This is a genomic window from Kribbella sp. HUAS MG21 (assembly GCF_040254265.1).
Classification (GTDB): domain Bacteria; phylum Actinomycetota; class Actinomycetes; order Propionibacteriales; family Kribbellaceae; genus Kribbella.
Genome location: NZ_CP158165.1, coordinates 3,148,497 through 3,170,210 on the forward strand (window position 1 = coordinate 3,148,497; position 21,714 = coordinate 3,170,210).

General features: G+C 70.1%; 19 protein-coding genes. 5 read left to right on the forward strand and 14 right to left on the reverse strand.

The features are described 5' to 3' along the window. Positions 1-41: 41 nt before the first annotated feature. Both ABN611_RS15435 and ABN611_RS15440 read right to left on the reverse strand, forming a co-directional pair. Positions 42-245 (reverse strand): hypothetical protein, encoded by a 204-nt coding sequence (locus tag ABN611_RS15435; protein WP_350280559.1) that lies wholly within the window; start codon positions 243-245, stop codon positions 42-44. 24 nt (positions 246-269) lie between these two features. Further along, a complete protein-coding gene (locus ABN611_RS15440) occupies positions 270-3,227 on the reverse strand; it encodes a type 2 lanthipeptide synthetase LanM family protein (protein ID WP_350280560.1) in 2,958 nt (985 codons plus the stop codon). Between the two features lie 121 nt (positions 3,228-3,348). Between ABN611_RS15440 and ABN611_RS15445 the strand changes: the two genes are divergently transcribed. Beyond that, positions 3,349-4,809: an NAD-dependent succinate-semialdehyde dehydrogenase gene (locus tag ABN611_RS15445; protein WP_350280561.1), complete on the forward strand. Its 1,461-nt coding sequence runs from the start codon at positions 3,349-3,351 to the stop codon at positions 4,807-4,809. 7 nt (positions 4,810-4,816) lie between these two features. Here the strand turns inward: ABN611_RS15445 and ABN611_RS15450 are convergent, their stop codons facing one another. The 8 genes from ABN611_RS15450 to ABN611_RS15485 all read right to left on the reverse strand — a co-directional run bounded on the left by ABN611_RS15450 (position 4,817) and on the right by ABN611_RS15485 (position 13,826). Next, on the reverse strand, positions 4,817-6,043 hold the full coding sequence (locus ABN611_RS15450; RefSeq protein WP_350280562.1) for a glutathionylspermidine synthase family protein: 1,227 nt from the start codon (positions 6,041-6,043) through the stop codon (positions 4,817-4,819). Continuing rightward, positions 6,043-6,444 carry a hypothetical protein gene (locus tag ABN611_RS15455; RefSeq protein ID WP_350280563.1) on the reverse strand — a complete coding sequence of 134 codons (402 nt, stop codon included), beginning with the start codon at positions 6,442-6,444 and terminating at the stop codon, positions 6,043-6,045. The genes ABN611_RS15450 and ABN611_RS15455 overlap by 1 nt, the downstream gene beginning before the upstream one ends. Next, positions 6,441-7,802 (reverse strand): APC family permease, encoded by a 1,362-nt coding sequence (locus ABN611_RS15460; protein ID WP_350280564.1) that lies wholly within the window; start codon positions 7,800-7,802, stop codon positions 6,441-6,443. The genes ABN611_RS15455 and ABN611_RS15460 overlap by 4 nt, the downstream gene beginning before the upstream one ends. An 84-nt stretch (positions 7,803-7,886) precedes the next feature. Then, entirely contained in the window at positions 7,887-8,549 is a 663-nt protein-coding gene (locus ABN611_RS15465) for a polysaccharide deacetylase family protein (protein ID WP_350280565.1), read from the reverse strand. Positions 8,550-8,831: 282 nt separating this feature from the next. Continuing rightward, complete coding sequence (locus tag ABN611_RS15470) at positions 8,832-11,291, reverse strand: glycoside hydrolase family 2 protein (RefSeq protein WP_350280566.1); 2,460 nt, start codon at positions 11,289-11,291, stop codon at positions 8,832-8,834. A gap of 77 nt (positions 11,292-11,368) precedes the next feature. Beyond that, positions 11,369-11,986 (reverse strand): SGNH/GDSL hydrolase family protein, encoded by a 618-nt coding sequence (locus tag ABN611_RS15475; RefSeq protein WP_350280567.1) that lies wholly within the window; start codon positions 11,984-11,986, stop codon positions 11,369-11,371. Then, positions 11,983-13,080, reverse strand: a complete 1,098-nt coding sequence (locus ABN611_RS15480; protein WP_350280568.1) for a Gfo/Idh/MocA family oxidoreductase — start codon at positions 13,078-13,080, stop codon at positions 11,983-11,985. Before ABN611_RS15480 ends, ABN611_RS15475 begins: the two co-directional genes overlap by 4 nt. Beyond that, positions 13,077-13,826, reverse strand: a complete 750-nt coding sequence (locus ABN611_RS15485) for a sugar phosphate isomerase/epimerase (protein WP_350280569.1) — start codon at positions 13,824-13,826, stop codon at positions 13,077-13,079. The genes ABN611_RS15480 and ABN611_RS15485 overlap by 4 nt, the downstream gene beginning before the upstream one ends. A 264-nt stretch (positions 13,827-14,090) precedes the next feature. Here ABN611_RS15485 and ABN611_RS15490 point away from each other — a divergent pair, with 264 nt between their 5' ends. Continuing rightward, complete coding sequence (locus tag ABN611_RS15490) at positions 14,091-15,161, forward strand: LacI family DNA-binding transcriptional regulator (protein WP_350280570.1); 1,071 nt, start codon at positions 14,091-14,093, stop codon at positions 15,159-15,161. Here the strand turns inward: ABN611_RS15490 and ABN611_RS15495 are convergent. From ABN611_RS15495 to ABN611_RS15505, 3 genes are all read right to left on the reverse strand, one after another. Continuing rightward, positions 15,142-17,265, reverse strand: coding sequence for a molybdopterin-dependent oxidoreductase (locus ABN611_RS15495; protein ID WP_350280571.1), 2,124 nt, complete (start codon positions 17,263-17,265; stop codon positions 15,142-15,144). The two genes, ABN611_RS15490 and ABN611_RS15495, sit on opposite strands and share 20 nt — an antisense overlap. Positions 17,266-17,297: 32 nt before the next feature. Continuing rightward, positions 17,298-17,810 carry an AAA family ATPase gene (locus ABN611_RS15500; RefSeq protein ID WP_350280572.1) on the reverse strand — a complete coding sequence of 171 codons (513 nt, stop codon included), beginning with the start codon at positions 17,808-17,810 and terminating at the stop codon, positions 17,298-17,300. Positions 17,811-17,892: 82 nt separating this feature from the next. Next, positions 17,893-18,492: a TetR family transcriptional regulator C-terminal domain-containing protein gene (locus tag ABN611_RS15505; RefSeq protein WP_350280573.1), complete on the reverse strand. Its 600-nt coding sequence runs from the start codon at positions 18,490-18,492 to the stop codon at positions 17,893-17,895. Between the two features lie 78 nt (positions 18,493-18,570). On the opposite strand from ABN611_RS15505, the gene ABN611_RS15510 reads away from it, so the two are divergent. The 3 genes from ABN611_RS15510 to ABN611_RS15520 are packed head-to-tail and all read left to right on the forward strand — an operon-like array spanning position 18,571 to position 20,465. Continuing rightward, positions 18,571-19,128, forward strand: coding sequence for a 2TM domain-containing protein (locus tag ABN611_RS15510; RefSeq protein ID WP_350280574.1), 558 nt, complete (start codon positions 18,571-18,573; stop codon positions 19,126-19,128). Positions 19,129-19,168: 40 nt separating this feature from the next. Next, on the forward strand, positions 19,169-19,810 hold the full coding sequence (locus ABN611_RS15515; protein WP_350280575.1) for a Pr6Pr family membrane protein: 642 nt from the start codon (positions 19,169-19,171) through the stop codon (positions 19,808-19,810). Positions 19,811-19,814: 4 nt separating this feature from the next. Continuing rightward, positions 19,815-20,465, forward strand: a complete 651-nt coding sequence (locus tag ABN611_RS15520; protein ID WP_350280576.1) for a hypothetical protein — start codon at positions 19,815-19,817, stop codon at positions 20,463-20,465. A gap of 295 nt (positions 20,466-20,760) precedes the next feature. Here the strand turns inward: ABN611_RS15520 and ABN611_RS15525 are convergent, their stop codons facing one another. Next, complete coding sequence (locus tag ABN611_RS15525) at positions 20,761-21,387, reverse strand: transglycosylase family protein (protein WP_350280577.1); 627 nt, start codon at positions 21,385-21,387, stop codon at positions 20,761-20,763. Positions 21,388-21,714 lie beyond the last annotated feature (327 nt).

The following is a 21,714-nucleotide window of genomic DNA, read 5'->3' on the forward strand; positions in this document are numbered from 1 at the left end:
CAGAGCGACCGGCGGCGGCGTCAAACGATCGCTACAGCAGTTCAATCGGCGCAGGCGGTCGGCCAGGTGGTCTGATCGGCCATGGCCGCGGCAGCGAACGAACTCAGGCCGACGGTTCCGGCCAGAGCCAGTGCCCGAGCACCGACACGGTCGCGGGTCGGCAAGGTGATCGGGCCGAGCGGGTCGGCGTACTCCGGCTTGCCTGCCGGTGTCACGGACTCGAAAAGGTAGTGCTGGGCGGTCATGCTGTTCCCCTGCCACTTGTGGGGTCAGGCGCTCCGTGGACGCGCCTGCCCGGTGATCGGTTCGAGCAGCAGCACGGACGGCACCCGCGTCGGGAACGCCAGCCGGAGCAGTCCGTAGCCGATTCCTGCCAGACCGGTCAGCAGGCCCGGCGACGGAACGGCCCGGGGTGTCCCGCACAGAGGTCCGAACTGCTGTACTGCGGCGAGCACCAGCCCGGCACGACGTCGTCGCGCCGCCTCTGCGGCCGGGTACTCGCGTCCGGCGAGCCACACCAGCGACTCGACCGCGCCGAGCTCGCCATGACACAGACTCAGGTCTGCGAGCACCGGACGTTCTGTGGCGGCCCTGAGGTAGCTCTCGAGGTCCGCGGGTACGCCGGCCGCTGTCCGCGCGAGGGCGGTCCCGCTGTCGCCGGAGCACCAGCTGTGGCCACCGGGCGCGTTCCGGCGATTCAGGTCGGCTGCCGCGCGGGCAGCCTCCACGTACTTGTCACCAGGCAGGCCGTACTGCCCGAGCGCCCACGCGATCCCCTGGTAACCACGAGCGAATCCGTGCTCCGCTGCTACTCGGCCACGGAGACCGCTCCCGACTGTGGCAACCAGGTGATCGGCGTAGCGCTCGGCCAGTCGGCCGGCGGCCGGAATGCCTGCAATTGCTTGCATCGCGGCCAGTCCGCCCGCCGCGCCTTCGGCGAACGACGGGAACTCGGTGGGGTCCGGTAGGAGCTGCTCGCTGAGTTCCAGCGACGCGGCCAACCAGGTGGTGAGGTCGGAGTCGTCGAGCAGCGCGGCCAGCCGGCTGAGGCCGTAGCTGATCCCGCCGAGACCGTGGAAGCCCGGTCCGACCAGTTGTGCCGATTCCAGGTCTCCTGCGAGGGCTTCGAGCACCTGCGGCACCGGACGGATCGCGTCCCGCGCCAGCTCGCAGTACTTGTCCGCTCCGGTCAGTACGCCGACCTGCGCGAGGAAGAGCGCCGTACCGGTGTAGCCGTTGGACAGTCCGGCGCCCAGGGGACGCACAGCCCAGTGGTGGTCGTCCAGGAGTTCGAGACCGAGCCAGTTGGCGGCGCGGTCGCGTCTGCTGATCGCCCGCGCCATGAGCTCGTCCGCGATGCCGGCTGCCGCCGCGAGCAGGCGGTCCGGGTCCGGCTCGTCCGGGCCCAGCTGCTTCCTGGTGGCCGTACTGACGTGGCTGATCGGCTCTGGCCGGGTGGCCAGCGACGCGGAGATCAGCCAGGTCTGGCGGTGCTCGTCGACGTCGCCGAGGTTCTGGATCTTCGCTTCCGCCGCGGACAGCCCGGTGACGGCGAGGACGTCCGGAACCCGCGTGCCGTCGGATGCCCAGACGTCCCGGCTGTCCGGCCGCGCGGTGAAGAGCGGTACGTCGCCCGCCCACAGGTCGGCCAGCTCGAACGGGACGATCGCGTGCAGCGACTCGTCCGCATCCCACAACAGGTCGAGCAGCTGACTCCGGCCGGCCGCGTCGCGCAGGGCGTCCGGGTGCGTCGACTCGTCGAGCAGACTCGTGTAGAGGTGGGTACTGCGGGGCACGAAACGGATCTGGTCGGACGCGCACTGTGCCAGCAACCCGTCGGGACCCAGGAATTCGTCCCGGCGCCGGGCGATCGCCTGGTAGGCGGTCCGGAATCCTGCGAGCACAGCGATCTCGTGGTCGCGCGGCTCCATCAGCTGATCGCCCAGCACGGGCCGGTTCGCGGCACCGTGCGTCTGCCCAGGACGCCGTACCAGATGCATCGAGTCCAGCCCGGCGTCGGCCCAGTCGACGACACTCATCGGCGCCGCCGAGTCGTTGTCTCCCCCCAGCCCTGACACGTCCGCGACGCCGTACTCACCTGAGACGAGCAGCGGCAGCAGCGCAGTGCGGTACACCGAGCGGACAAGCGACCGGTACGCCGGGTCCTCGCCCAACGCCGTCGCCGGCACATGGCTCGGGTGGAACAGCGTCTCCACGTCGACCAGCACAGGCTGGTCGCCGGCAGCGATCAGATTCTCGAAGTGCATGTCCGTGCCGTCGAGCACGTACAGCAGCGCCAGCAACGCGCCCTGCCGGTGGTAGAACCGCCGTACTGCGGCCAGATCGGCACAGGGCTCCTGGACGACGTACTCCAACCAGCCGTAGCCGTCGCGGGGGAGCAGGCGGACCGTGCGGATGCCCAGGGCGGTCCTTGCGTTCAGCCAGTCCACGAACGCGTTGAAGTGCTCGTGCAGCTCCAGCGGCCTGGGCTTGTAGACGACGCGCCGGCCGTCCGCGAACGTGAGGATCGCGGTGCAGCGTCCGCCGCGGTGCGCGTCACCACCGGGCTCGATGGCAGTCAGCGCGCCGGGGTCGCGGCCGTCCAGCAGCCCGGTGACGAGCGACTCACGGTCCTCGGCGAGCCGTGCCAGCAGTTCGAGGTGCCCCTCGACGCCCTGCCGGCACGACTCGCCCAGGACCCGGGCCAGTACCGGGTAGGCGGCCAGGAACTCCGCCAGCTCGCTCCCTCCGACGAGCCGGTGGGTGAAGTCCAGGAAGCGGGCGGCGGGAGTCTCGCCGGTGAGCTCGCCGCGGTCCCGGGCCCGGGCGAGCTCGAGGACCAGGGTCCGCGCGGCCAGCTTCACCAGCCGGAGCCCGAGCCGGTGCAGGAACGCCTCGGCGAGCGCACCGCTGTGCCCGGCCGCCGCCAGATCCTGGCGGGCCGAGTCCAGCAGTGGCTCCAGGCAACGCATGAGCGCCTGCCGCCAGTCCGTGCCGGACCCATCCGCTGTCCCGGCCGCCCCACCTGACGTGTGGCCGCGGGTGACACCGGTCCCTGCAGGGTCTCGACTGGCGGCAGGCGCGCTCGGTGGGAGGGATGTGCTGCGTTCCACGTACTCCGCCCACGCAGGCGCGGACTCGGTGAGTGCGTGGCTCAGCTCGTGCGGACGCAGGCCCGCGCACCACCAGGTCTCACGCTGGCCGATGCGGGTCGCTGAGTTGAGCACGCGCTCAGGCTGCCACCGGCCACCAGGTCCGGGCATGGGTACTCAGCCCCCATATTTGCGCCCGGTCCGCTGATTGCCACCGATTAGTCTGGGTACTGCCGACTAGTCGAGAGGCGGGCTCATGGCACGAGAGCGGGACGTCGTCGAGGCGTGTCCGACCGAGTTGTTCATCGGCGGCAAGTGGGTCGCGGCCGAGGGTGGCAAGACGCTCGCGGTCGAGGACCCGGCCACCGGTGCGACGCTGTGCGAGGTGGCGGACGCCAGTCCGGCGGACGGTACGGCGGCACTGGACGCGGCGGTCGCGGCGCAGGCCGAGTGGGCCGCCACGGCACCACGCGAACGCGGCGAGATCCTCCGCCGGACGTACGAGCTGATGACCGAGCGGGCCGACGACCTCGCGTTGCTGATGACGCTCGAGATGGGCAAGCCGGTCGCGGAGTCGAAGGCCGAGATCGCCTACGCCGCGGACTTCTTCCGCTGGTTCGCCGAGGAGGCGGTCCGGATCGACGGCGGCTACCAGGTCGCGCCGAACGGGGCGAGCCGGTTCCTGGTGATGCGCCAACCGGTCGGCCCGTGCCTGCTGATCACCCCCTGGAACTTCCCGGCCGCGATGGGCGCCCGCAAGATCGGCCCGGCCGTCGCCGCGGGCTGCACGATGGTGATCAAGCCCGCCGCGCAGACCCCGCTGTCGATGCTCAAGCTGGCCGAGCTGATGACCGAGGCCGGCCTGCCCGCGGGCGTGCTCAACGTCGTCACCACCCACGACGCGGGCGGTGTGATGGAGCCGCTGATCCGCGACGGCCGCGCCCGCAAGCTGTCGTTCACCGGCTCGACCGCCGTCGGCCGCAAGCTGCTCGAACAGGCCTCCGACCAAGTACTGCGGACCAGCATGGAGCTAGGCGGCAACGCGCCGCTGCTGGTGTTCGGCGACGCCGACCTCGACAAGGCGGTCGACGGCGCGATGCTGGCCAAGATGCGCAACGGTGGCGAGGCCTGTACGGCGGCCAACCGGATCTACGTGCACACGTCGGTGATGGACGAGTTCGCCTCTCGGCTGACCGAGCGGATGGCTGCGCTGAAGGTCGGCCGCGGCACCGAGGACGGCGTCGACGTCGGCCCGCTGATCGACGCCGAGCAACGGGACAAGGTGGCCGAGCTGGTCGCCGACGCGATCGCCCAGGGCGCCCGGACGCTCACCGGCGGCGCGGTTGCCGAGGGCAACGGGTACTTCTTCCAGCCGACGGTGCTGGCCGACGTACCGGAGAGCGCCCGGCTGCAGAAGGAGGAGATCTTCGGGCCGGTCGCGCCGCTGACCCCGTTCGAGACCGAGGACGACGCCGTACGGATGGCGAACGACACCGAGTTCGGCCTGGTGTCGTACGTGTTCACCAACGACCTGAGCCGCGCGCTCCGGGTGTCCGAACGCCTCGAGGCCGGGATGATCGGCCTCAACCAGGGCATCGTCTCCAACCCGGCGGCGCCGTTCGGCGGCGTCAAGCAGTCCGGCCTCGGCCGCGAGGGCGGCAGTGTCGGCATCGACGAGTACCTCGAGGTCAAGTACGTCGCGGTCAACCTGGACTGAGCGCGCACTATTCGTTGAGCCAGGCGTCGATCGTGGCCTGGTCCGGCCGCGGACTGGTTCCGATCGCGTGCGGGACGAAGCGGGCGTAGTAGTCGGTGATCGGCCCGTCGGACTCCCGGACCATCATGCCGGCCGCGACGCCGTCCACGATCCAGCTGCCGATGACCGCGCGGTTCCCGTCGTACGACGGCAGCGGGTGCCACTCCTGGTAGACCATCGTCGAGGTGTCGTACGGACCCTCGTGCACGTGGTCCTCGGTGCCGGCCAGGGTGTGGATGTGGATGTTGCTGCCCTCCCGTCCGTGCAGCGGTTTCGCCACCCACTCGAGCAGGTCGCCGGGATCGCCGAAGTACGCCGGCAGCAGGTTCGGATGGTCCGGGTACAGCTCCCACAGCACCGGCAGGATCGCCTTGGTGGACAGCATCGTCTTCCAGATCGGCTCGATCCACCGCACCGGCTCGGGCTCCAGCCCGGCCAGGACGTACCGGCCGAACTCGTCGTCGAGCATGTCCTCCCACGGGTAGAGCTTGAACGCGGTCCGGATCGGCCGCCCGCCCCAGTCCACGAAGGCCCGCCGGGCCGAGTCCCAGCCGACGTCCTCGATCTCGTGCCCGTACGTCGCCAGCCCGGCCATCGCGGCGGTGTCGCGCAGGTACGCGACCGTCATCGCCTCCTCCCCGGAGGTCTCCGCCCCGGAGTTGAAGAAGTGCGCCTCGTTGCCCGGGAAGTGGCCGGCCGCGAGGTGCTCGGCCCACCACTTGACCAGGCGGTCGTGCACCGAGTTCCACTGGTCGGCGTCCGGGAACACGTCCTCCAGCCAGTTCCACTGGATCACCGCGGACTCCACCAGGCCGGTCGGGGTGTCGCCGTTGATCTCCAGCATCTTCGGCTCGGCCCCGCTCCAGGCCAGGTCGAAGCGCGCGTAGACGGACAGGTCGTCGCGCTTCAGCGACTCGCGGACGAGCGGCAGGGTACCGGGCGCGAGCCCGAGCTGGGTGTCGGAGAACCGGTCACCCGAGGCCATCACCTCGGCCGCGTGCCGGCACATCCCGTACAGCTCCTCGGTGACGCGCTCGAGGTGCAGGACCTCGTCCATCGTCACCTCGTACCAGGCGCTCTCGTTCCAGTACGGCGTCTCGGTGCCGTCCGGCAGATCGGTCATCGGGAACACCAGGCCCTGCTCGACCACGGTGTCCTTCCACCGCGGCCGGGGCTTGATCGCGTGCCGCCACATCAGCCGCCAGAGCTCCCGTGGCCGGACTTGCCGAACCCGCCGCGGGTGATCGTGCCGATGTCACCGCCGCCGCGGTCCAAGCCGCCCCGGCGGACGGTCGGCGACCCCGACCGCGGCACCGTATAGGTGCCTTGGGCCACGTTGTAGCGCCCGCCGACCGGCGGCACGAAGGCGTTGCCCCGGGTGGCCATGTAGAACCAGAAGAACCCGCCGCCGGACCCGTGGTACTCGCGTTCGTCGGTGCAGTTGTCGTCGTCGGCCCGGGTCTGCGTCTCCGGGTCGACGCAGATCGCGGCGTAGTCCGGCTGCTCGTCCTCGTCGCTCGCACACCCGGTCAGTGACGCGGCCATCAGGGCCGTCAGCCCGAGGGTGACCTTCGCACTGCGCATCCGCCGATTCATCGCCTGCCCTCCCCCTCCGCCGGCGGCTTCATCGAGAACATGATGGCGCCGCCCACCACCATCGTGACACCCACGACAACCAGCGGCCCGCTTCCGACGTCCGCGACCGCCCAGGCCAGCACCGCGACGAAGGACCCGGCCGCCAGGACCGGTACGACGAGCCGCTGCAGCAGCCGGCCCCCGAGGTCCCCGCGGAAGTACACCGGCACCGCGAGCGCCGTGGCGAGGTAGTACAGCGACACCAGCACGGAGACCGCGGCCACCGAGTCGGCCAGCACCGCGTCCGAGGTGAGCACCAGTGCGACGTAGACCAGGACGCTGGCGGCAGCGAACGCCCAGGTGGACACACTCGGCGTCCGGTAGCGGGCGGAGATCCGCGCGAACTGCCCGGGAAAGGCGTCCCGACGGGCCATCGACAGCATCGTCCGTGCCGTCGGCAGGATCGTCGTCTGGGTCGACGCCAAGGCGGACACCAGCACGGCCGCGATCAGCAGCTTGCCGCCGGCGCTGCCGAGGAGGTCGGCGCCGAGGACGGCGAAGAAGTCGTCGTCCGCGATCTCCGCGAGCGGGCCGGTCCCGGCGTACGCGACCGCGGCCCAGGCGACCACGACGTACAGCAGGACCAGCGCGCCGTTCGCCGCCAGCGCGGCCACGGCCGGCGTACGGCGCGGATCGCGGGACTCCTCGTTGACGCTGAACGAGGAGTCCCAACCCCAGTAGAGGAAGACGGCGACCAGGACGCCCGCGGCCCAGGCGCCCTCCCCGGTGGCGTCCAATGCCGGGATGCCGAAACTCTCCGCCTTCCGGAAGGCGTTGATCGCGAACCACAGCAGGATGACCAGCTCGATCGTGAGCAGCAGGACCTGGGTCCACGCGGCCACCCGGATCCCGCGGTACGCGAGCAGTGCCATCGCCAGGATGAACGCGGTCCCGAGCCCGGCCTGCGCGACCCGCGACTCGGCCGCGCCGTCGAGTCCCAGCAGCGTGTAGGTGTACACCGCGGCGACCTGAGCGAGGTTGCTCATCACCAGCACACAGGCCGTCACCGTGGTCCAGCCGACCATCCGGCCGACGCCGAGCCCGAACGCCTTCTCGGTCCAGGGGAACGTGGTCCCGCAGTCCGGCTCGGCCCGGTTGAGCTCGCGGAAGCAGAGCGCGACCAGGATCACCGGCACCGCACTCACCGCCAGCACCAGCGGAGCCGCCGCGCCGACGTAGCCGGCGAGCAGGCCCACCGAGACGGCCAGCGAGTACGCCGGAGCAGTCGAAGCCATCCCGATCGCGGTGGACTGGCCGACGCCGAGAGTGTTGCGCCGCAGGCTCCGGCCGCGGGAGCGGGAGTCAGCCGTAGTCGTCACGTCGAGTCCGATCGTCGCCGGATGGTGACAGCCAGACTCTCATCCGCGGCGGTCCGAACAACACCTTGACCCCGAGGTCAGCGGCTACGGCGCCATGAGCTCGGTGACGGTGACCAGTTCGAAGCCACGGGCGCGCAGGCCACGGACGATCGGGCCGATGGCCTCGTCCGTGTACGGGGCGTTGTCGCCGCCGTGCAGATGGAGGACGACGATCGAGCCGTCGCGGGCGTTTCCCAGCACCTGCTTGACGACCGCCTGTGGGGACTTGGCGAACCCGTCGGCGCCCGGTACGTCGAGTCCGACCGCGGTCAGGCCGGCCGGCGCGAGCTCGTGCAGGGCTGTGCCGTCGTAGCAGCCGCCCGGAAACCGGAACCATCTGGTCGCCCGCGGGTCGAGCCGATCCAGCAACACCACGGCCCGGCGCACGTCGTCGAGCATGGCGGCGCGGGGGAGGGTGCCCAAGGTGTAGCAGTGTTTGGTGAAGCCGCGGTGGTCGTAGCTGTGGGTGCCCAGCTCGAACAGCGAGTCCTTGGCGAGCTCCTTGGTGTGGTCGGGGTACTGCTCCATCCACAGACCGGTGAGGAAGAGCGTGGCTGGGACCCGCAGCGTGCGAAGTTGCTCGACGAGGGCGTCGTTGTAGTACGAGCGGACCGTGCCGGCGCGGAGCCGTTCGCGCATGGCCACCGTCAGGTCGGCGTCGAAGGTGAGAGCGATCCGCTTCGGTCCCCGCGGCCCGTGCTGGATCATCGGCATCAAGTTCGTGCCGCGGGAGGTACCTGGCCGGTCGGTGCGCACCGGCGCCGTACTCGGTGCCGGCGGTGAACCTGTCGGCGCGGGCAAGGCCGGTGTCGTCGGGCCGGTCGGTGTCGTCGGCCGGGTCGGAGGAGCTTCTGTGCGCGGTGTGTCAGCGCAGCCGATGAGTACCGCCGCGACGGCCGCGAACACGGCCGCCCCCGTCATCACCCGGCTCACAGGCCCGAAGTATGCCCTGCGCCCGGGTTCACCTCCGACCGCACGTCTCGAGAAGACTCAGCCGACCAGGTCGTTCGCCGAGCGCAGGACCGGTACGCCGAGGTCGACGGCCGGTGCGCTCGTCCCAGTCACGTGGAACGTGTGTGACTCGCCCGCCGACAAGGTGATCAGGCAGCTGTCGACCCGGGCTGCCGCATCCAGGCGGTCGGGGAAGAGCGCGACGTCCTTGGCCAACGCGGTCGCCGTCACCGTCACGTCGTACCCGTCCCCGGTCGGCGTGACCGAGGCAGAGTAGGCGTCCGAGGCCAGGCGCAGGGACGTGTCCTCGACGAAGTACCAGTAGGCCGTCGTACCGTCGGCTGCCCGGACCTCGAGGTACTCCGACGTGGCGTCCTTGGGAACCGCGACCGATGCCGGAAGGTCGTTGACGGCCGCCGACCGCGCGGCGATCTCGATTGCGAACGTCTCCTGGGCCAGCACGTCGCCACCCGTGCCGGTCGACCGCCGGGCGACCGTCACCTCGGTCGTCCACACCTCGTCGGTGTCGTTGTGGGCGGCAACGACCAGGGCGTCCTCGCGCGGTTGCACGGTGAGCAGCCGGTCGGCGTACACACGCTTCAACGCGTACCACAACGGCTTGCGGATCCCGTGCCCGTCGACGGCCGCCCAGGAGACCACCGGCCAGTTGTCGTTCAGCTGCCACACCACCGCACCGGTGTTCAGCGGGAACAGGCTGCGGAAGTACTCGATGCCGAAGGCGATCGCCCGCGCCTGGTTCAGCTGCGTCGTCCAGTGCCAGTCGTCGATGTCCTTCCACTTCGGCAGGTGCTCGCCGAGGCCGCGCTCGAGCTTGAGGTTGCCCTCGAACGCCTTCTGGTGCACGAGCATCTGCTCGCCGTACGGGTCCAGCGGCGCGTCGTGCACCACCGACGTCAGCGTCGACCACGCGGGCGGTCCCTGGAACCCGAACTCCGACACGAACCGCGGCTTGTACTTGCGGTACGTCGTGTAGTCCACCTGGTTCCACACGTCCCAGATGTGCATCGTCCCGTGCCGGTCGTCGTTCGGGTGGATGAACTGGTCGAACGAGTACGGGCTGCCGGCGGAGTACGGCGTCCGCGGGTCGAGCTCGGCGACGATCTTCGGCAGCAGATCCAGGTAGTACCCGGCGCCCCACGCACGGCCGGCCAGCGGCACCCGCCAGCCCCACTCGACGTAGCCCCAGATGTTCTCGTTGTTGCCGTTCCACACCGCGAGACTGGCGTGCTTGCTGAGCCGCGTGACGGCCTCGCGAGCCTCGGCCTCGACCTCGCTCCACAGCGGCTCCTCCTCGGAGTACGCCGCACACGCGAACAGGAAGTCCTGCCAGACCAGGATCCCGAGCTCGTCGCAGACGTCGTAGAAGTGCTCGCTCTCGTAGATGCCGCCGCCCCAGACCCGCAGCAGGTTCATCCCGGCGTCGACCGCGTCCTGGACGCTGGTCCGGTACGTGTCCGCGGTCAGCCGGGTGACGAACGCGTCGTCGGGGATCCAGTTCGCGCCGCGGACGTAGACCGGCTTGCCGTTCACCGAGATCACGAACGGCGTACCGTTGTTGTCCGGGGCAACGTCCACGGTGACGTTCCGGAAGCCGACGCGGCCGTGCCAGTCGTCGTCGTTCACCGTCACCGTGACGTCGTACAGCGGCTGCTCGCCGTACCCACGCGGCCACCAGACGTCGACCTCGGCGACCGTGCTGACGAGCTCGACGGTGCCGGTGCCCGGCGCGACGGTCGTCGACTGCTGGGTGCCGCCGACCTCGATGGTCACGGTCGCCTCGCCGGCGGCGCCGTCGGTCCAGTCGAGCTCGACGTACGTCGTGAGTACGCCGTCCGCGCCGTCCGTGCCGTCGACGCGGGCCAGCGGACGCACCGCGGCGATCCGGACGTCCGACCAGGACTCGATCCGGATCGGCCGCCAGATGCCCGCGGTGGCGACGTCCGGTCCCCAGTCCCAGCCGAAGTTCGACGCCATCTTGCGCAGCTCGTTGTACGGGTGCAGGTTCGTGTGCGGCCAGCTGCCGACCTTCGCCCGCTCGGCCTCGGCGGCGGTCACCGGGCCCTCGAACTCGACCACCAGCTCGTTGTCCCCGGCAACCAGCACGCCGGTGACGTCGAACCGGTACGAGCGGTGCTGGTTCGCGGTCCGGCCGAGCTCCCGGCCGTTCAGCGTGACGGTCGCGACGGTGTCCAGGCCCTCGGCGACCAGTTCCTGCCGGTCGTTGCTGTCGGCAACCCAGCTGAACGTCGTCCGGTAGCTCCAGCGGGTGCGGCCGATCCAGTGCAGCTTCGACTCGTTGTCACCGTCGAACGGGTCCGAGATCTCGCCGGCCGCCAGCAGGTCGGTGTGCACCTCGCCGGGCACGGTGGCCGCCACGGCGCGACCGATCAGGCCGTCCGGCGCCGGGCCCTCGACCGCGTGGACGGTCCAGGCGGCACCGCCGGCGGTGGTGAGGTCGAGGGTCTTGAGTGATGTCACAGTCGGGCTCCAGGGGTGAACCGGTTTAGTCGGAACGCGCCGCTCCCCCTGTCGGCAGCGGGGGAGCGGCGGAAGTGTCAGTCGAGGACGTACCGTCGCCACAGATCGGCGAGGGCACGGTGGCCGGCGGCGGTCGGATGCACACCGTCGTCGGCGAGTGTCGCCGGGCCGACGGCGGCTGCGGCCTTCGTCAGCTCGACATCGGTCGGGACCAGGATCGCGCCGTACTCGACGGCGAGCTTCCGGACCACCTCGAGCTTCGGGTCCAGGTCCTCGCGCCACTCCTGCTGCCCGGCCTTCACCGGCAGCAGGAACGGCTCCATCAGGACGACCGGGCAGGTCAACGCGTCGAGCAGTGCCCGGTACGACGCCTCGAAGGCCTCGGGGGTCGTCGGGTCGTCCTCGTCGTACCGCCGCCAGGTGTCGTTGATCCCGATCAGGATCGACACCAGCGACGGGTCGTGGGCGAGCACGTCGGCGGCCCACCGCGCGGCCAGGTCGACCGCGCGGTTGCCGCTGATGCCGGTGTTGACGATCGCCGGCCGGCGTTCGCCCAGTTCGTCGGACAGGTCGTCGTACAGCGTGCGGACGTAGCCGTCGCCGAGCCCGTCGGGATCGGTACGGCGGCCGCAGTCGGTGACCGAGTCCCCGGCGAACACGACGGTCCGCCGGGGATCGAGGAGGATGCTGGTCATAGCGTCGCTGCGGTCACGTCCCAGTCGTCCGGCAGGATCGGCGCGACCTCGACGGTGCTCTTGACGTCGACGAACTGGCCGGTGTCGATCGAGTCGGTGATGGACGCCATCACGTCGACGATGTGGAACGCCAGCGACCCGGTGGCCCGGTGCGGCCGGTCGGCCCGGATCGCCCGCGCCATCTCGAGGACGCCGGTGCCGCGCTGCGCGACCGCCTTCGTCTCGGCGACGGTCTCCCAGTCCTCGGCGCCGCGCCGGCGGATCTTGATCGCACCGTCGAACGCGTTCGGGTCCGGGACGGCGAGCGTCGCGTCCGAGCCGGTGATCTCCACGAACCCGCCGCGCGGCAGCGGCGAGTCGAAGCTGAAGATGCTCTGCGACGACTGCCCGGACTCGAACTTCGCGATCGTGCTGACGTGCGTCGGCACGGTCACGTCGAAGTCGGTCCCCGCCAGCGGACCGGAACCGATCGTGCGCTTGTCCTTGGACTTCGAGCCGATCCCCGCGACCGCGGCGACCGGGCCGAGCAACTGCACCAGCGTGGTCAGGTAGTACGGGCCGATGTCCCACAGCGGGCCCGCGCCCTCCTGGAACAGGAAGGCCGGGTTCGGGTGCCAGGACTCCGGCCCGGGCGACTGGAACAGCGTCAGCGCGGTCAACGGCGTACCGATGTCACCGCGCTCGATCATCCGGCGGGACTCCTGCAGGCCCGGGCCCAGGATCGTGTCCGGCGCGCAGCCGAGCCGCAGCCCGGCGTCGTCGGCCGCGGCGAGCAGCTTGAGGCCGCTGTCCTGGTCCAGCGAGAACGGCTTCTCGCTCCACACGTGCTTGCCGGCGGCGATCGCCGCGAGCGCGACCTCGACGTGCGCGACCGGGATGGTCAGGTTGACCACGATCTCGACGTCGGGGTTGTTCAGCACGACCTCGGGCGCGCCGTGGGTGTCGATGCCGAACTGCTCGGCCTTCGCCTGGGCGGCCTCCGGACGCAGGTCGCCGATCGCGACGACCTTCAGGTCCGGGAAGCTCTGCATGCTCTTGATGTAGGCGTCGGAGATGACTCCGGCGCCGATCACACCTACGCCGACCGCGCTCATTCAGGTGCGCCCTCTCCGGTCAGGAACGCGTAGCTGCCCTCGACCGCGTCGAAGATCTCGCCGCTGAAGTCGTCGAGCTCGACCACGCGCAGGGCCTGCGGCGCGGCGGCCAGGATGTCCCGGACCGCGATCGTGCCGTCGCCGACCGCGACCTGGGCCTTGTTGTCCAGCGTCCCGTCGCCGTCCTTGACGTGGATGGCCTTGACCCGGTCGCCGAACTTCTTCAGCAGCGCCGGTACGTCGGCACCGCCGACGGCGGCCCAGTACGTGTCCACCTCGAGGATCACCGCGTCGGACAGGTTGTCGACCAGGATCTCCAGCGCGTGCACGCCGTCGATCTTCGACTCCAGCTCGAAGTGGTGGTTGTGGTAGCCGACCGTGATGCCGTGGTCGGCGGCCTCGATCGCGGCCTTGTTCAGCCCGTCGGCGATGACCTTGATCTCGTCGGCCGACTGCCAGCGCGCCGGGTCGGTGTGCGGGTCGATCACCGTGGTGATGCCGAGCCGCTGCGCCGCGGCGTAGATCGGGGCGCTGTCCTCGCGGAGCAGGCCGGCGTGCGTGGTCGGGGCCGAGAGGCCGTGCTTGGGCAGCGCCTCGGCCAGGCGGTCCGCGAAGGCGGTGACACCGAAGGGCTCGACCTTGGTGTAGCCGATCTCCGCGATGCGGGCCAGGGTGCGGTCGAAGTCCTCTTCGAGCTTGCCCCGGACCGTGTACAACTGGAGGGACAGGTGGTCCTTTGCGACCATGGTTTCTCCTTGTCGGCGGCGCCGCACCCGCTGCCCTGGGGTTGACGCCGACTGATAAGCCGAACCGGTTAAGTAACGACGGCAACCGTATCCCAATCCGGCCTGCCGACACCACCCTCCGCCCAACCACTGGGCGGTCACCAAGGGCTCCGCGGTTTGATCAAATGGTTACGTCTTGTGGTCAACTGATGACAGAGGGTTGAAAGCGCGGGACACTGGAGACCTGGCTTCGATGGGGTTCGGGCGCCCGGTGAGGAGGGTGTCGTGTCGCGCGTGACCATCAAGGAGATCGCCCGGCGGTGCGGTGTCTCGCAAGGGGCGGTCTCGTACGCGCTGAACAACCAGCCCGGGGTGTCGGAGGCCACCCGGGCGCGGGTGCTGCGGGTCGCGGCGGAGCTGGAATGGGTGCCGAACCGCGCCGCCCGGCAGCTGTCCGCGGCGCGCAGCGAGACGTTCGGGCTGGTGCTCGCGCGGACCGCCCAGACGCTGATCGAGGAGCCGTACTTCATGGGCTTCGTCGGCGGCGTCGAGGCCGTGCTCGCGGAACACTCGTACGCGCTCGCCCTGCAGGTGGTGGCGGATCTCGACGAGGAGCTGGCGACGTACCGGAAGTGGGCGGCCGAGCGGCGCGTCGACGGGGTGCTCGTCGTCGACCTCCGGGTCGGCGATCCGCGGATCCCGGTACTGCGGAAGCTCGGTCTGCCGGCCGTGCTGGTCGGTGATCCCGCGCTCGCGGACGGGATGCCCTGTGTGTGGACGGACAGTACGGCGGCGATGAACGCGGCGCTCGACCATGTGGCGTCGCTCGGCCATCGGGTGATCGCGCGGGTGGCGGGGCCGCCCGAGTTCGGGGACGTGTGGATCCGCGACCAGGCTTTCGATGTCGCCGTACGGCGGCTCGGGCTGAGTGCGGTCACGCATCACACGGACTACTCGGCGTCGCGGGGCGCGGGTGCTACGCGCGATGCACTGGCCGGTGCGGCGCGGCCGACGGCGATCGTTTATGACAACGACTTGATGGCTGTGGCGGGGTTGGCTGTGGTGCAGGCGCTGGGTCTGCGGGTGCCGGCGGACGTGACGTTGGTGGCTTGGGACGACTCGACGCTGTGCCGGATCACGCATCCGACGCTGACGGCGTTGAGTCACAACGTGGTCGGGTACGGCGCCGAGGTAACGCGACGGTTGCTGGACCTGCTGACGGGCGCGCCTGCGCAGTCGCACCTGTACTCCACGCCGCTGCTCATCATCCGCGACAGCTCCGGCCCGCCGCCGCGCTGCCGGGGCCGCGTGGGATCAGCGCCCGCGCGCCGACGGGTCAGCGAGCGTTCGGGGTAACTGCTACGCCGCCGGGGTCAGTGGCGGTTACCGTGACCGGTACGCCGTTGACTGCCGCGGTGCCGGCGACGGCGTCGACGAGGTTGGCGTCGGTGACGTCGTTGGCGCTCGGGCCCTGGACCTGGTTCGCGACCGTGAGCCGGGAGCCGGGACGGTTGTGTCCGAAGCCGTGCGGCAGGCTCACCACCCCCGGCATGATGTCGTTGCTAGCGGCAACTTCAACCGCAACGGATCCGGCCGTGGAGGCGACGGTGACGAGCTGACCGTCGGCGAGCCCGCGGTCGGCCAGGTCGTCGGGATGCATCAGCAGCTGATGCCGGGGCTTGCCCTTCACCAGCCGTGCGGAGTTGTGCATCCACGAGTTGTTGTTGCGCAGATGCCGCCGCCCGATCAGCAGCAGCTCGCCGGCCGACAGCTCGGTCAACGCGTCGAGTCGCGGCAGCTCGTCGAGGATCATCCGCTGCGCGAGGTCGATCCGCTTCGACTTGCGATGCAGCGCACCCGGCAGCGCGGGCTGCAACGGCCCGAGATCGACACCGCCGGGGGAGCGCCGCAACTTGCGCACCGACAACGGGTAGGGCCCGATCCGCAACCCGGCGTCCACGATCCACCGCGGCGGCGTCCGCAGTCGCGCCGTCACCTCCGCGCGGCGCCGGCTCCAGGGCGTACGGCGTACCAAGGCCAGGCCGAGGTCGCGGAAGATCTCCCAGTCGTGCCGGGCCTCGGCGGGCTTGGGCAGCACGGGGTCGTTCCAGCGGGCGGTGTTCCGCACCGCGAGCTGGTGGAAAACGATGTCGTACTGCTCCCGCTCCAGCGGCGGCGCGGGCGGCAGGATCACGTCGGCGTGCCTGGTTGTCTCGTTGATGTACGGATCGATTGCGACCATGAAATCCAGCGCGGCGAACGCCTCGTCGAGCCGGCTGCCGTTCGGCGTCGACAGCACCGGGTTGCCCGCGACGGTCACCATCGCGCGGATCTGCCCCTCGCCCGGCGTCAGGATCTCCTCGGCCATCGTCGCCACCGGCAGCTCGCCGCCGAACTCCGGCAGCCCGCGCACCCGGCTCTTCCACACGCCGACATGCCCGCGGCCGAGTCCGAGCAACGCGTTCACGGCCGGCCGCGGGAACATCGTGCCGCCGGGCCGGTCGAGGTTGCCGGTGATGATGTTGAGCACCTGGATCGCCCACTGGCAGATCGCCCCGAACTGCTGCGTCGACACCCCGACCCGGCCGTAGCAGGTCGCCCGGTCCGCGGTCGCGAACTCCTCCGCCACCCGGCGGATCACGTCGGCCGGGATCCCGGTGATCGCCGCCGCGCGCTCGGGCGTCCACTTCTCCACCGCGGCCTCGACCGTCGCCAGCCCGTCGACGTACGACGCCACCCGGGCGTGTCCGTCCGCGATCACCTGATGGATCAGCGCCAGCAGGAACGCCGCGTCGGTGCCCGGGCGGACGAAGTGGTGCTCGTCGGAAACCGCCGCGGTTTCCGTCCGCCGCGGATCGACGACGACCACCTTTCCGCCGCGTTTCCGCAATTCCTTCAAACGTGTTCCGAAACCGGGTGCGGTCATCATGCTGCCGTTCGACGCCAGCGGGTTCGCGCCGAGCATCAACAGGTACGACGTCCGGTCGATGTCCGGCACCGGCACCATCAACTGGTGGCCGTACAGCAGGTACGACGCGAGCATGTGCGGCAGTTGGTCGATGGACGTCGCGCTGAACCGGTTCCGGGTGCGCAGCTGCCGGACCATCGTCGGCATGTGGGTGAGCGCGCCGAGACTGTGCACGTTCGGGTTTCCGAGATACACCCCGACCGCGTTCCGGCCGTGTTCCTGCTGGATTCCGGTCAGCTTTCCGACAACGATTTCGTAGGCCGCCTCCCAGCCGATCTGCTGCCAGCCGTCCGGGGTCCGGCGGACCGGCGTGGTCAACCGGTCCGGGTCGTCCTGCAGGTCGCGGAGCGCGACCGCCTTCGGGCAGATGTGACCGCGGGACAACGGGTCCGACTCGTCGCCGCGGATGTCGGTGACCCGGCCGTCCTCGACGGCGACGAGAACGCCGCAGATCGCTTCACAGAGATTGCAGGAGGTCCGCCGTACGGTCATCTCCTCAAACTACCTCTGGGTAGCCGAACCTGTCAGTCGAAGCGTGCCTCGTCGAGCCGGCCGAGGATCGCGTCGACGGTCTCGCCGACGGACAGGTCGGAGTTGTCCAGCCACAACCCGCGCCGCGGACTGAACGCGTGCAGCTCGTAGTCCAGCTCGTCGACCAGATGGTGTGCCCCGCCGAGCCGGCTCGAGATCACCTCGGGCCGCGGCGTCAGCACGACCAGGTAGCGCGGCCGCGTCCGGATCCCGTCCAGGAACTCACGCAGCAGCTCGCCGATCACCACGTCCTGCAGCACCACGGTGAACCCGGCACGCGCGTACTCGTCGGCGGCCTTGCAGGCCAGCCGGTAGCGCAGCTGCAGCTGGCGTTGCGCCTCGAGCACGTCGTCGGCCATCGAGGCCTGGCCGCTCACGATCATCCGCCGGAACACGTCCCCCCGCAGATGCACGCCGTACTGGAACCTTTCGGCGAGCATCTGGGACACCGACGACTTCCCCGCCGCCATGATTCCGCTGACGACGATCACCCCCTCGGACTCCATGCGGTGATCGTGCCACGTGCCGCGTGGTTTTGGTCCGGCCGCTGGCGTTTCTTGGCGAAAACCCAGCTTTGTAAGGGGTTACTCAAGCCATCAACGAGTCCAGGTGATGCCGAAGTACCTGCCGGAGCCGGGTCGGCGTGGTGCGCTCGGGCTGGATCGCGGCGTGCAGCGCGAGGCCGTCGATCAGTGCGTGCAAGCGGTCGACCTCGCGGCGCAGGTCGAGACCGTCGGCGAGTGCTCCGTCCGCGGCCAGCGCGTGCAGCAGCGAGTCGCAGAGCTCCCGCAGTCCGTTGTGCACGGTGTCGACATGCTCGTGCAGCGCGCCGGCGCCGGACTCGGCCTGGGCCTGCGCCATGAACGCCATCCACACGTCGAACTCGGCGCGGCGCTCGGCGTCCAGCGGCAGCGCCTCCTCGAGGTACCGCAGCGCGATGGTCGTCGCACTGCCCTTGGGGTCGATCGCCCGGACCCGCTCGGTCACCCGCCGCGAGACCAGGTCCATGGCGAAGCTGAGCAGTCCGTCCTGGTCGGGGAAGTAGTAGCGCACCGCGCCCGCGGACCAGCCGGCCTCGGCGGCGATGGTGCGGACCGAGGCGGCCCGGATCCCGTCCCGGCGGACCACCCGCCAGAGCGCCTCGGCGATCTCCTCGCGGCGGGCGGCGTGGTCGACGATCTTCGGCATGTGGTCCTTTTTAGCACACCTGTGTTAGCCTCGTTTTACAACACAGTCGTACTTAAACAAGTTCGGGAGGGGAACACTGTGCTGCTCGCTGTGATCGCCGCGTGTGAGATCGGGTTCTGGGTGCTGCTGGCCGCGGGCCTGGTGGCGCGCTACCTGCTCCGGCGGCCGAAGGCCGGCCTGGTGCTGCTGGCCGCCGTACCGCTCGTCGACGTCGTGATGCTGGTGGCGAGCATCCTCGACATCCATCGCGGCGGGGAGCCCGGCTTCAAGCACTCGCTGGCCGCGATCTTCATCGGTGTGAGCGTCGGCTTCGGCCACCAGTCGCTGAAGTGGGCGGACAAGTGGGCCGCGCACTACCTGGGCGGTGCGCCGCGACCGGTCAAGCCGCCGAAGAAGGGCCCGGAGCGTGCCCGCCGGGAGCGCGCCGGCTGGTACCGGCACCTGCTCGCGTACGGCGTCGGCGTCGGCATCATGGTCGGTCTCGGCCTGCTGTCCGGCCGGGGGTACGACGCGGTGCTCGGCCCGGCGTGGACCTGGACGATCGTGCTGGCGATCGACGCGATCGTCTCGTTCAGCTACTCGTTCGAGGGCGCCGAGCCGGAGGAGCGGACGGCGCGCGAGAAGCAGTCGGTCTGACGTCCTCCCTCGTCACGCTCGGTCGTCGTACATTGCGTTCATGACGATGACGGGGCGTGTCTGGAGTTGGCTGACCGTGCTGGTCGTGGCCGCGGGGATCGGGATCCAGTTGCCGCTCTCGGCGCAGAACGAGGAGGGGTTCTTCTCGACCGCGCCCGAGCGCTTGTTCAACGTGTTCGCGTACTTCACGATCCAGTCGAACCTGCTGCTCGGCGGTACCGCGCTGGTACTCGCCCTGTGGCCCGGCCGCACGGACGGCGTGCTGTTCAAAACCCTGCGGCTGAACGGGGTTCTCTGCATTGCGGTGACCGGGATCGTCTACCACACGGTGCTCGCCGGGCTCGACGACCTCGACGGGTGGGCCTGGGTGGCCAATCTTCTGCTGCACACGGCTGCGCCGCTGGCCGGCGTACTCGGCTGGCTGCTGTTCGGGCCGCGCGGGCTGACCGACTGGCGGATCGTGAAGTGGTCGATCGTGTTCCCGCTGCTGTGGCTGGGGTTCACGCTGATCCGCGGCGAGTTCGTCGGGTTCTACCCGTACCCGTTCGTGGACGTCGGCGAGCACGGGTACGGAAGGGTGCTGCTGAACTGTCTGCTGGTCGCGGTACTGTTCCTGGCTCTGGCGGCCGGGGCGACCACCCTGGACCGCCGGTTGCGCCGGAGGACAACCGTCGAAAGGTAGACCCGTGCTGGTGACCTCGCGCTCGTACGCCGAGTACGAAGCGATGTTCGACCTGAAAGAACTCCCGGACTCCGTCCTCGACTGCTGCGCGGGTGGCGCCGGCTTCACCGCCGAGGCCGCGGCCCGTGGTGTGGACGCGATCGCCGCCGACCCGGCGTACGAACTGGAGCCGGCCGAGCTCGTCGACAGTGTGCGCAAGAGCCTGCCGGCGACCTCGGGGATCGTCGACGAGCACGCAGGAAGCTTCGTCTGGACCTGGTACGGGTCTCCGGAGCGGAAGGACCAATACCGGATCGAGGCGGCCGACCGGTTCCTGCAGGACGTCGCAGCCGCGCCGGAGCGCTACGTCGCCGCGGGGCTGCCGGACCTGCCGTTCGGTGACCGCCGGTTCGAGCTGGTGCTGTGCTCGCACCTGCTGTTCACGTGGGCCGACAAGTACGACCGGGACTGGCATGCGGCCGCGTTGCGCGAGCTGATCCGGGTCAGCAACGACGAAGTACGCATCTTCCCACTGGTGCTGCAGGGCACCGGCGAACCGATCCCCTGGCTGCCCGACCTGCTGGCGTCTCTCGAGAACGTCACCTGCGAGGTCCGCAAGGTTCCGTACGAGTTCCAGGTCGGCGCCAACGAGATGCTGGTCATCACCCGCACCTGAGAACTGGTGCTTCCCGCTCATCGCGCTCACGGATGAGTTTGCGCACTGAGGCCGGGTCTGGTGATCCATCGCCTACTGCGGGGCACTCGGCACGGCATCTCGCCGCACGGGTGCAAAGGCCACGATGCTCCGCATCGAGACCTTCGCCCCCGCACGCCGAGCTACCGCACCGAGCACCTCCTCGCTACGGCGCTGGACCACCAGACCCTGCCTACCCGCCACGATGAGCGGGAAGCGGTCCGAAGGGCCGGACGGACGGGGGAGGACGGTCTACCGCCGTCCGTCCGGCCGTGGGTCAGCGGAGGTACTTGCCGCAGACCGGCCACGGCTGGGCGCCGCGCTGCGCGTACAGCTTCTTCGCGCGCATCAGCTGCTCGGCGGGCGAGGCCTTCGCCGGGTTGCCGGAGCCGCCGACGCTGCGCCAGGTCTGCAGGTCGAACTGGAACAGCCCGTAGTAGCCGGCCGGGTTCACGGCGCGCGGGTTGCCGCTCGACTCGCAGTTCGCGACCTTCGCCCAGGCGCCGCTGAGGTTCGCCTTGCCGCTCGACTTCGGGCGGTCCTCGGAGCGGGTGGTGCGCTGCTCGCGGTCGCTCTTCGTGGTCTTCTTCCTGGTCTCGGACTTCTTCTCGACGACCCGCGGGGCCTGGTCGGCGGACTTCTTCACGCCGTCCAGGGTCAGGGTCTGCCCGATCAGGATCAGGTTCGGGTCCTGCAGGTTGTTGATCCGGGCCAACTCGTGCCAGTCGGTGCCGTTGGCGGCCGCGATCTCGGAGAGGGTGTCGCCGGCTTTGACCTGGTAGTCGGTCGCGAACGCCGAGCCGGCGCCGACGGCGGTGATGCCGGCTCCCAGACCGGCGATGGACAGGGTTCGGGCCACCCGGCGAGTACTTCGCCGGGCGCGCGCATGTCGGGCCTTGGACATCTGAAAAGCGCTCCTCGTGAGCTTGGGCATGGTGGAACTCACCAGGCCCCCCCGTGCAGGGGTGGGGGCGATCGGACAGGTCACAGGACGGCGTCCGAACGGTCACGCCACGGTAACGACGCGACCTGAGCCATCCTCGGTGAGGTTCGGTGGAAACGCAAGCCCGGATCCGGATCTGCCCCGAACCTTTTCCGGGGCATGACATACCGAAACCCCAACAACAGAACGGTTTCCGGGTCCGTCACGCCGTCCGCCGACAGGCCGGAACCGATCGGTTTACCACCGTTCGAACCGGCTCCCGCGTGTCGTCCGGCGGGTTCGCTCGTT

Bases quoted from the DNA above. Each gene is read 5' to 3' on its own strand.
- ABN611_RS15435 (WP_350280559.1), bottom strand. From the start codon at position 245: ATGACCGCCCAGCACTACCTTTTCGAGTCCGTGACACCGGCAGGCAAG.
- ABN611_RS15445 (WP_350280561.1), top strand. From the start codon at position 3,349: ATGGCACGAGAGCGGGACGTCGTCGAGGCGTGTCCGACCGAGTTGTTC.
- ABN611_RS15450 (WP_350280562.1), bottom strand. From the start codon at position 6,043: ATGTGGCGGCACGCGATCAAGCCCCGGCCGCGGTGGAAGGACACCGTG.
- ABN611_RS15455 (WP_350280563.1), bottom strand. From the start codon at position 6,444: ATGAATCGGCGGATGCGCAGTGCGAAGGTCACCCTCGGGCTGACGGCC.
- ABN611_RS15465 (WP_350280565.1), bottom strand. From the start codon at position 8,549: ATGATCCAGCACGGGCCGCGGGGACCGAAGCGGATCGCTCTCACCTTC.
- ABN611_RS15475 (WP_350280567.1), bottom strand. From the start codon at position 11,986: ATGACCAGCATCCTCCTCGATCCCCGGCGGACCGTCGTGTTCGCCGGG.
- ABN611_RS15480 (WP_350280568.1), bottom strand. From the start codon at position 13,080: ATGAGCGCGGTCGGCGTAGGTGTGATCGGCGCCGGAGTCATCTCCGAC.
- ABN611_RS15485 (WP_350280569.1), bottom strand. From the start codon at position 13,826: ATGGTCGCAAAGGACCACCTGTCCCTCCAGTTGTACACGGTCCGGGGC.
- ABN611_RS15495 (WP_350280571.1), bottom strand. From the start codon at position 17,265: ATGACCGTACGGCGGACCTCCTGCAATCTCTGTGAAGCGATCTGCGGC.
- ABN611_RS15500 (WP_350280572.1), bottom strand. From the start codon at position 17,810: ATGGAGTCCGAGGGGGTGATCGTCGTCAGCGGAATCATGGCGGCGGGG.
- ABN611_RS15505 (WP_350280573.1), bottom strand. From the start codon at position 18,492: ATGCCGAAGATCGTCGACCACGCCGCCCGCCGCGAGGAGATCGCCGAG.
- ABN611_RS15515 (WP_350280575.1), top strand. From the start codon at position 19,169: ATGACGATGACGGGGCGTGTCTGGAGTTGGCTGACCGTGCTGGTCGTG.
- ABN611_RS15525 (WP_350280577.1), bottom strand. From the start codon at position 21,387: ATGTCCAAGGCCCGACATGCGCGCGCCCGGCGAAGTACTCGCCGGGTG.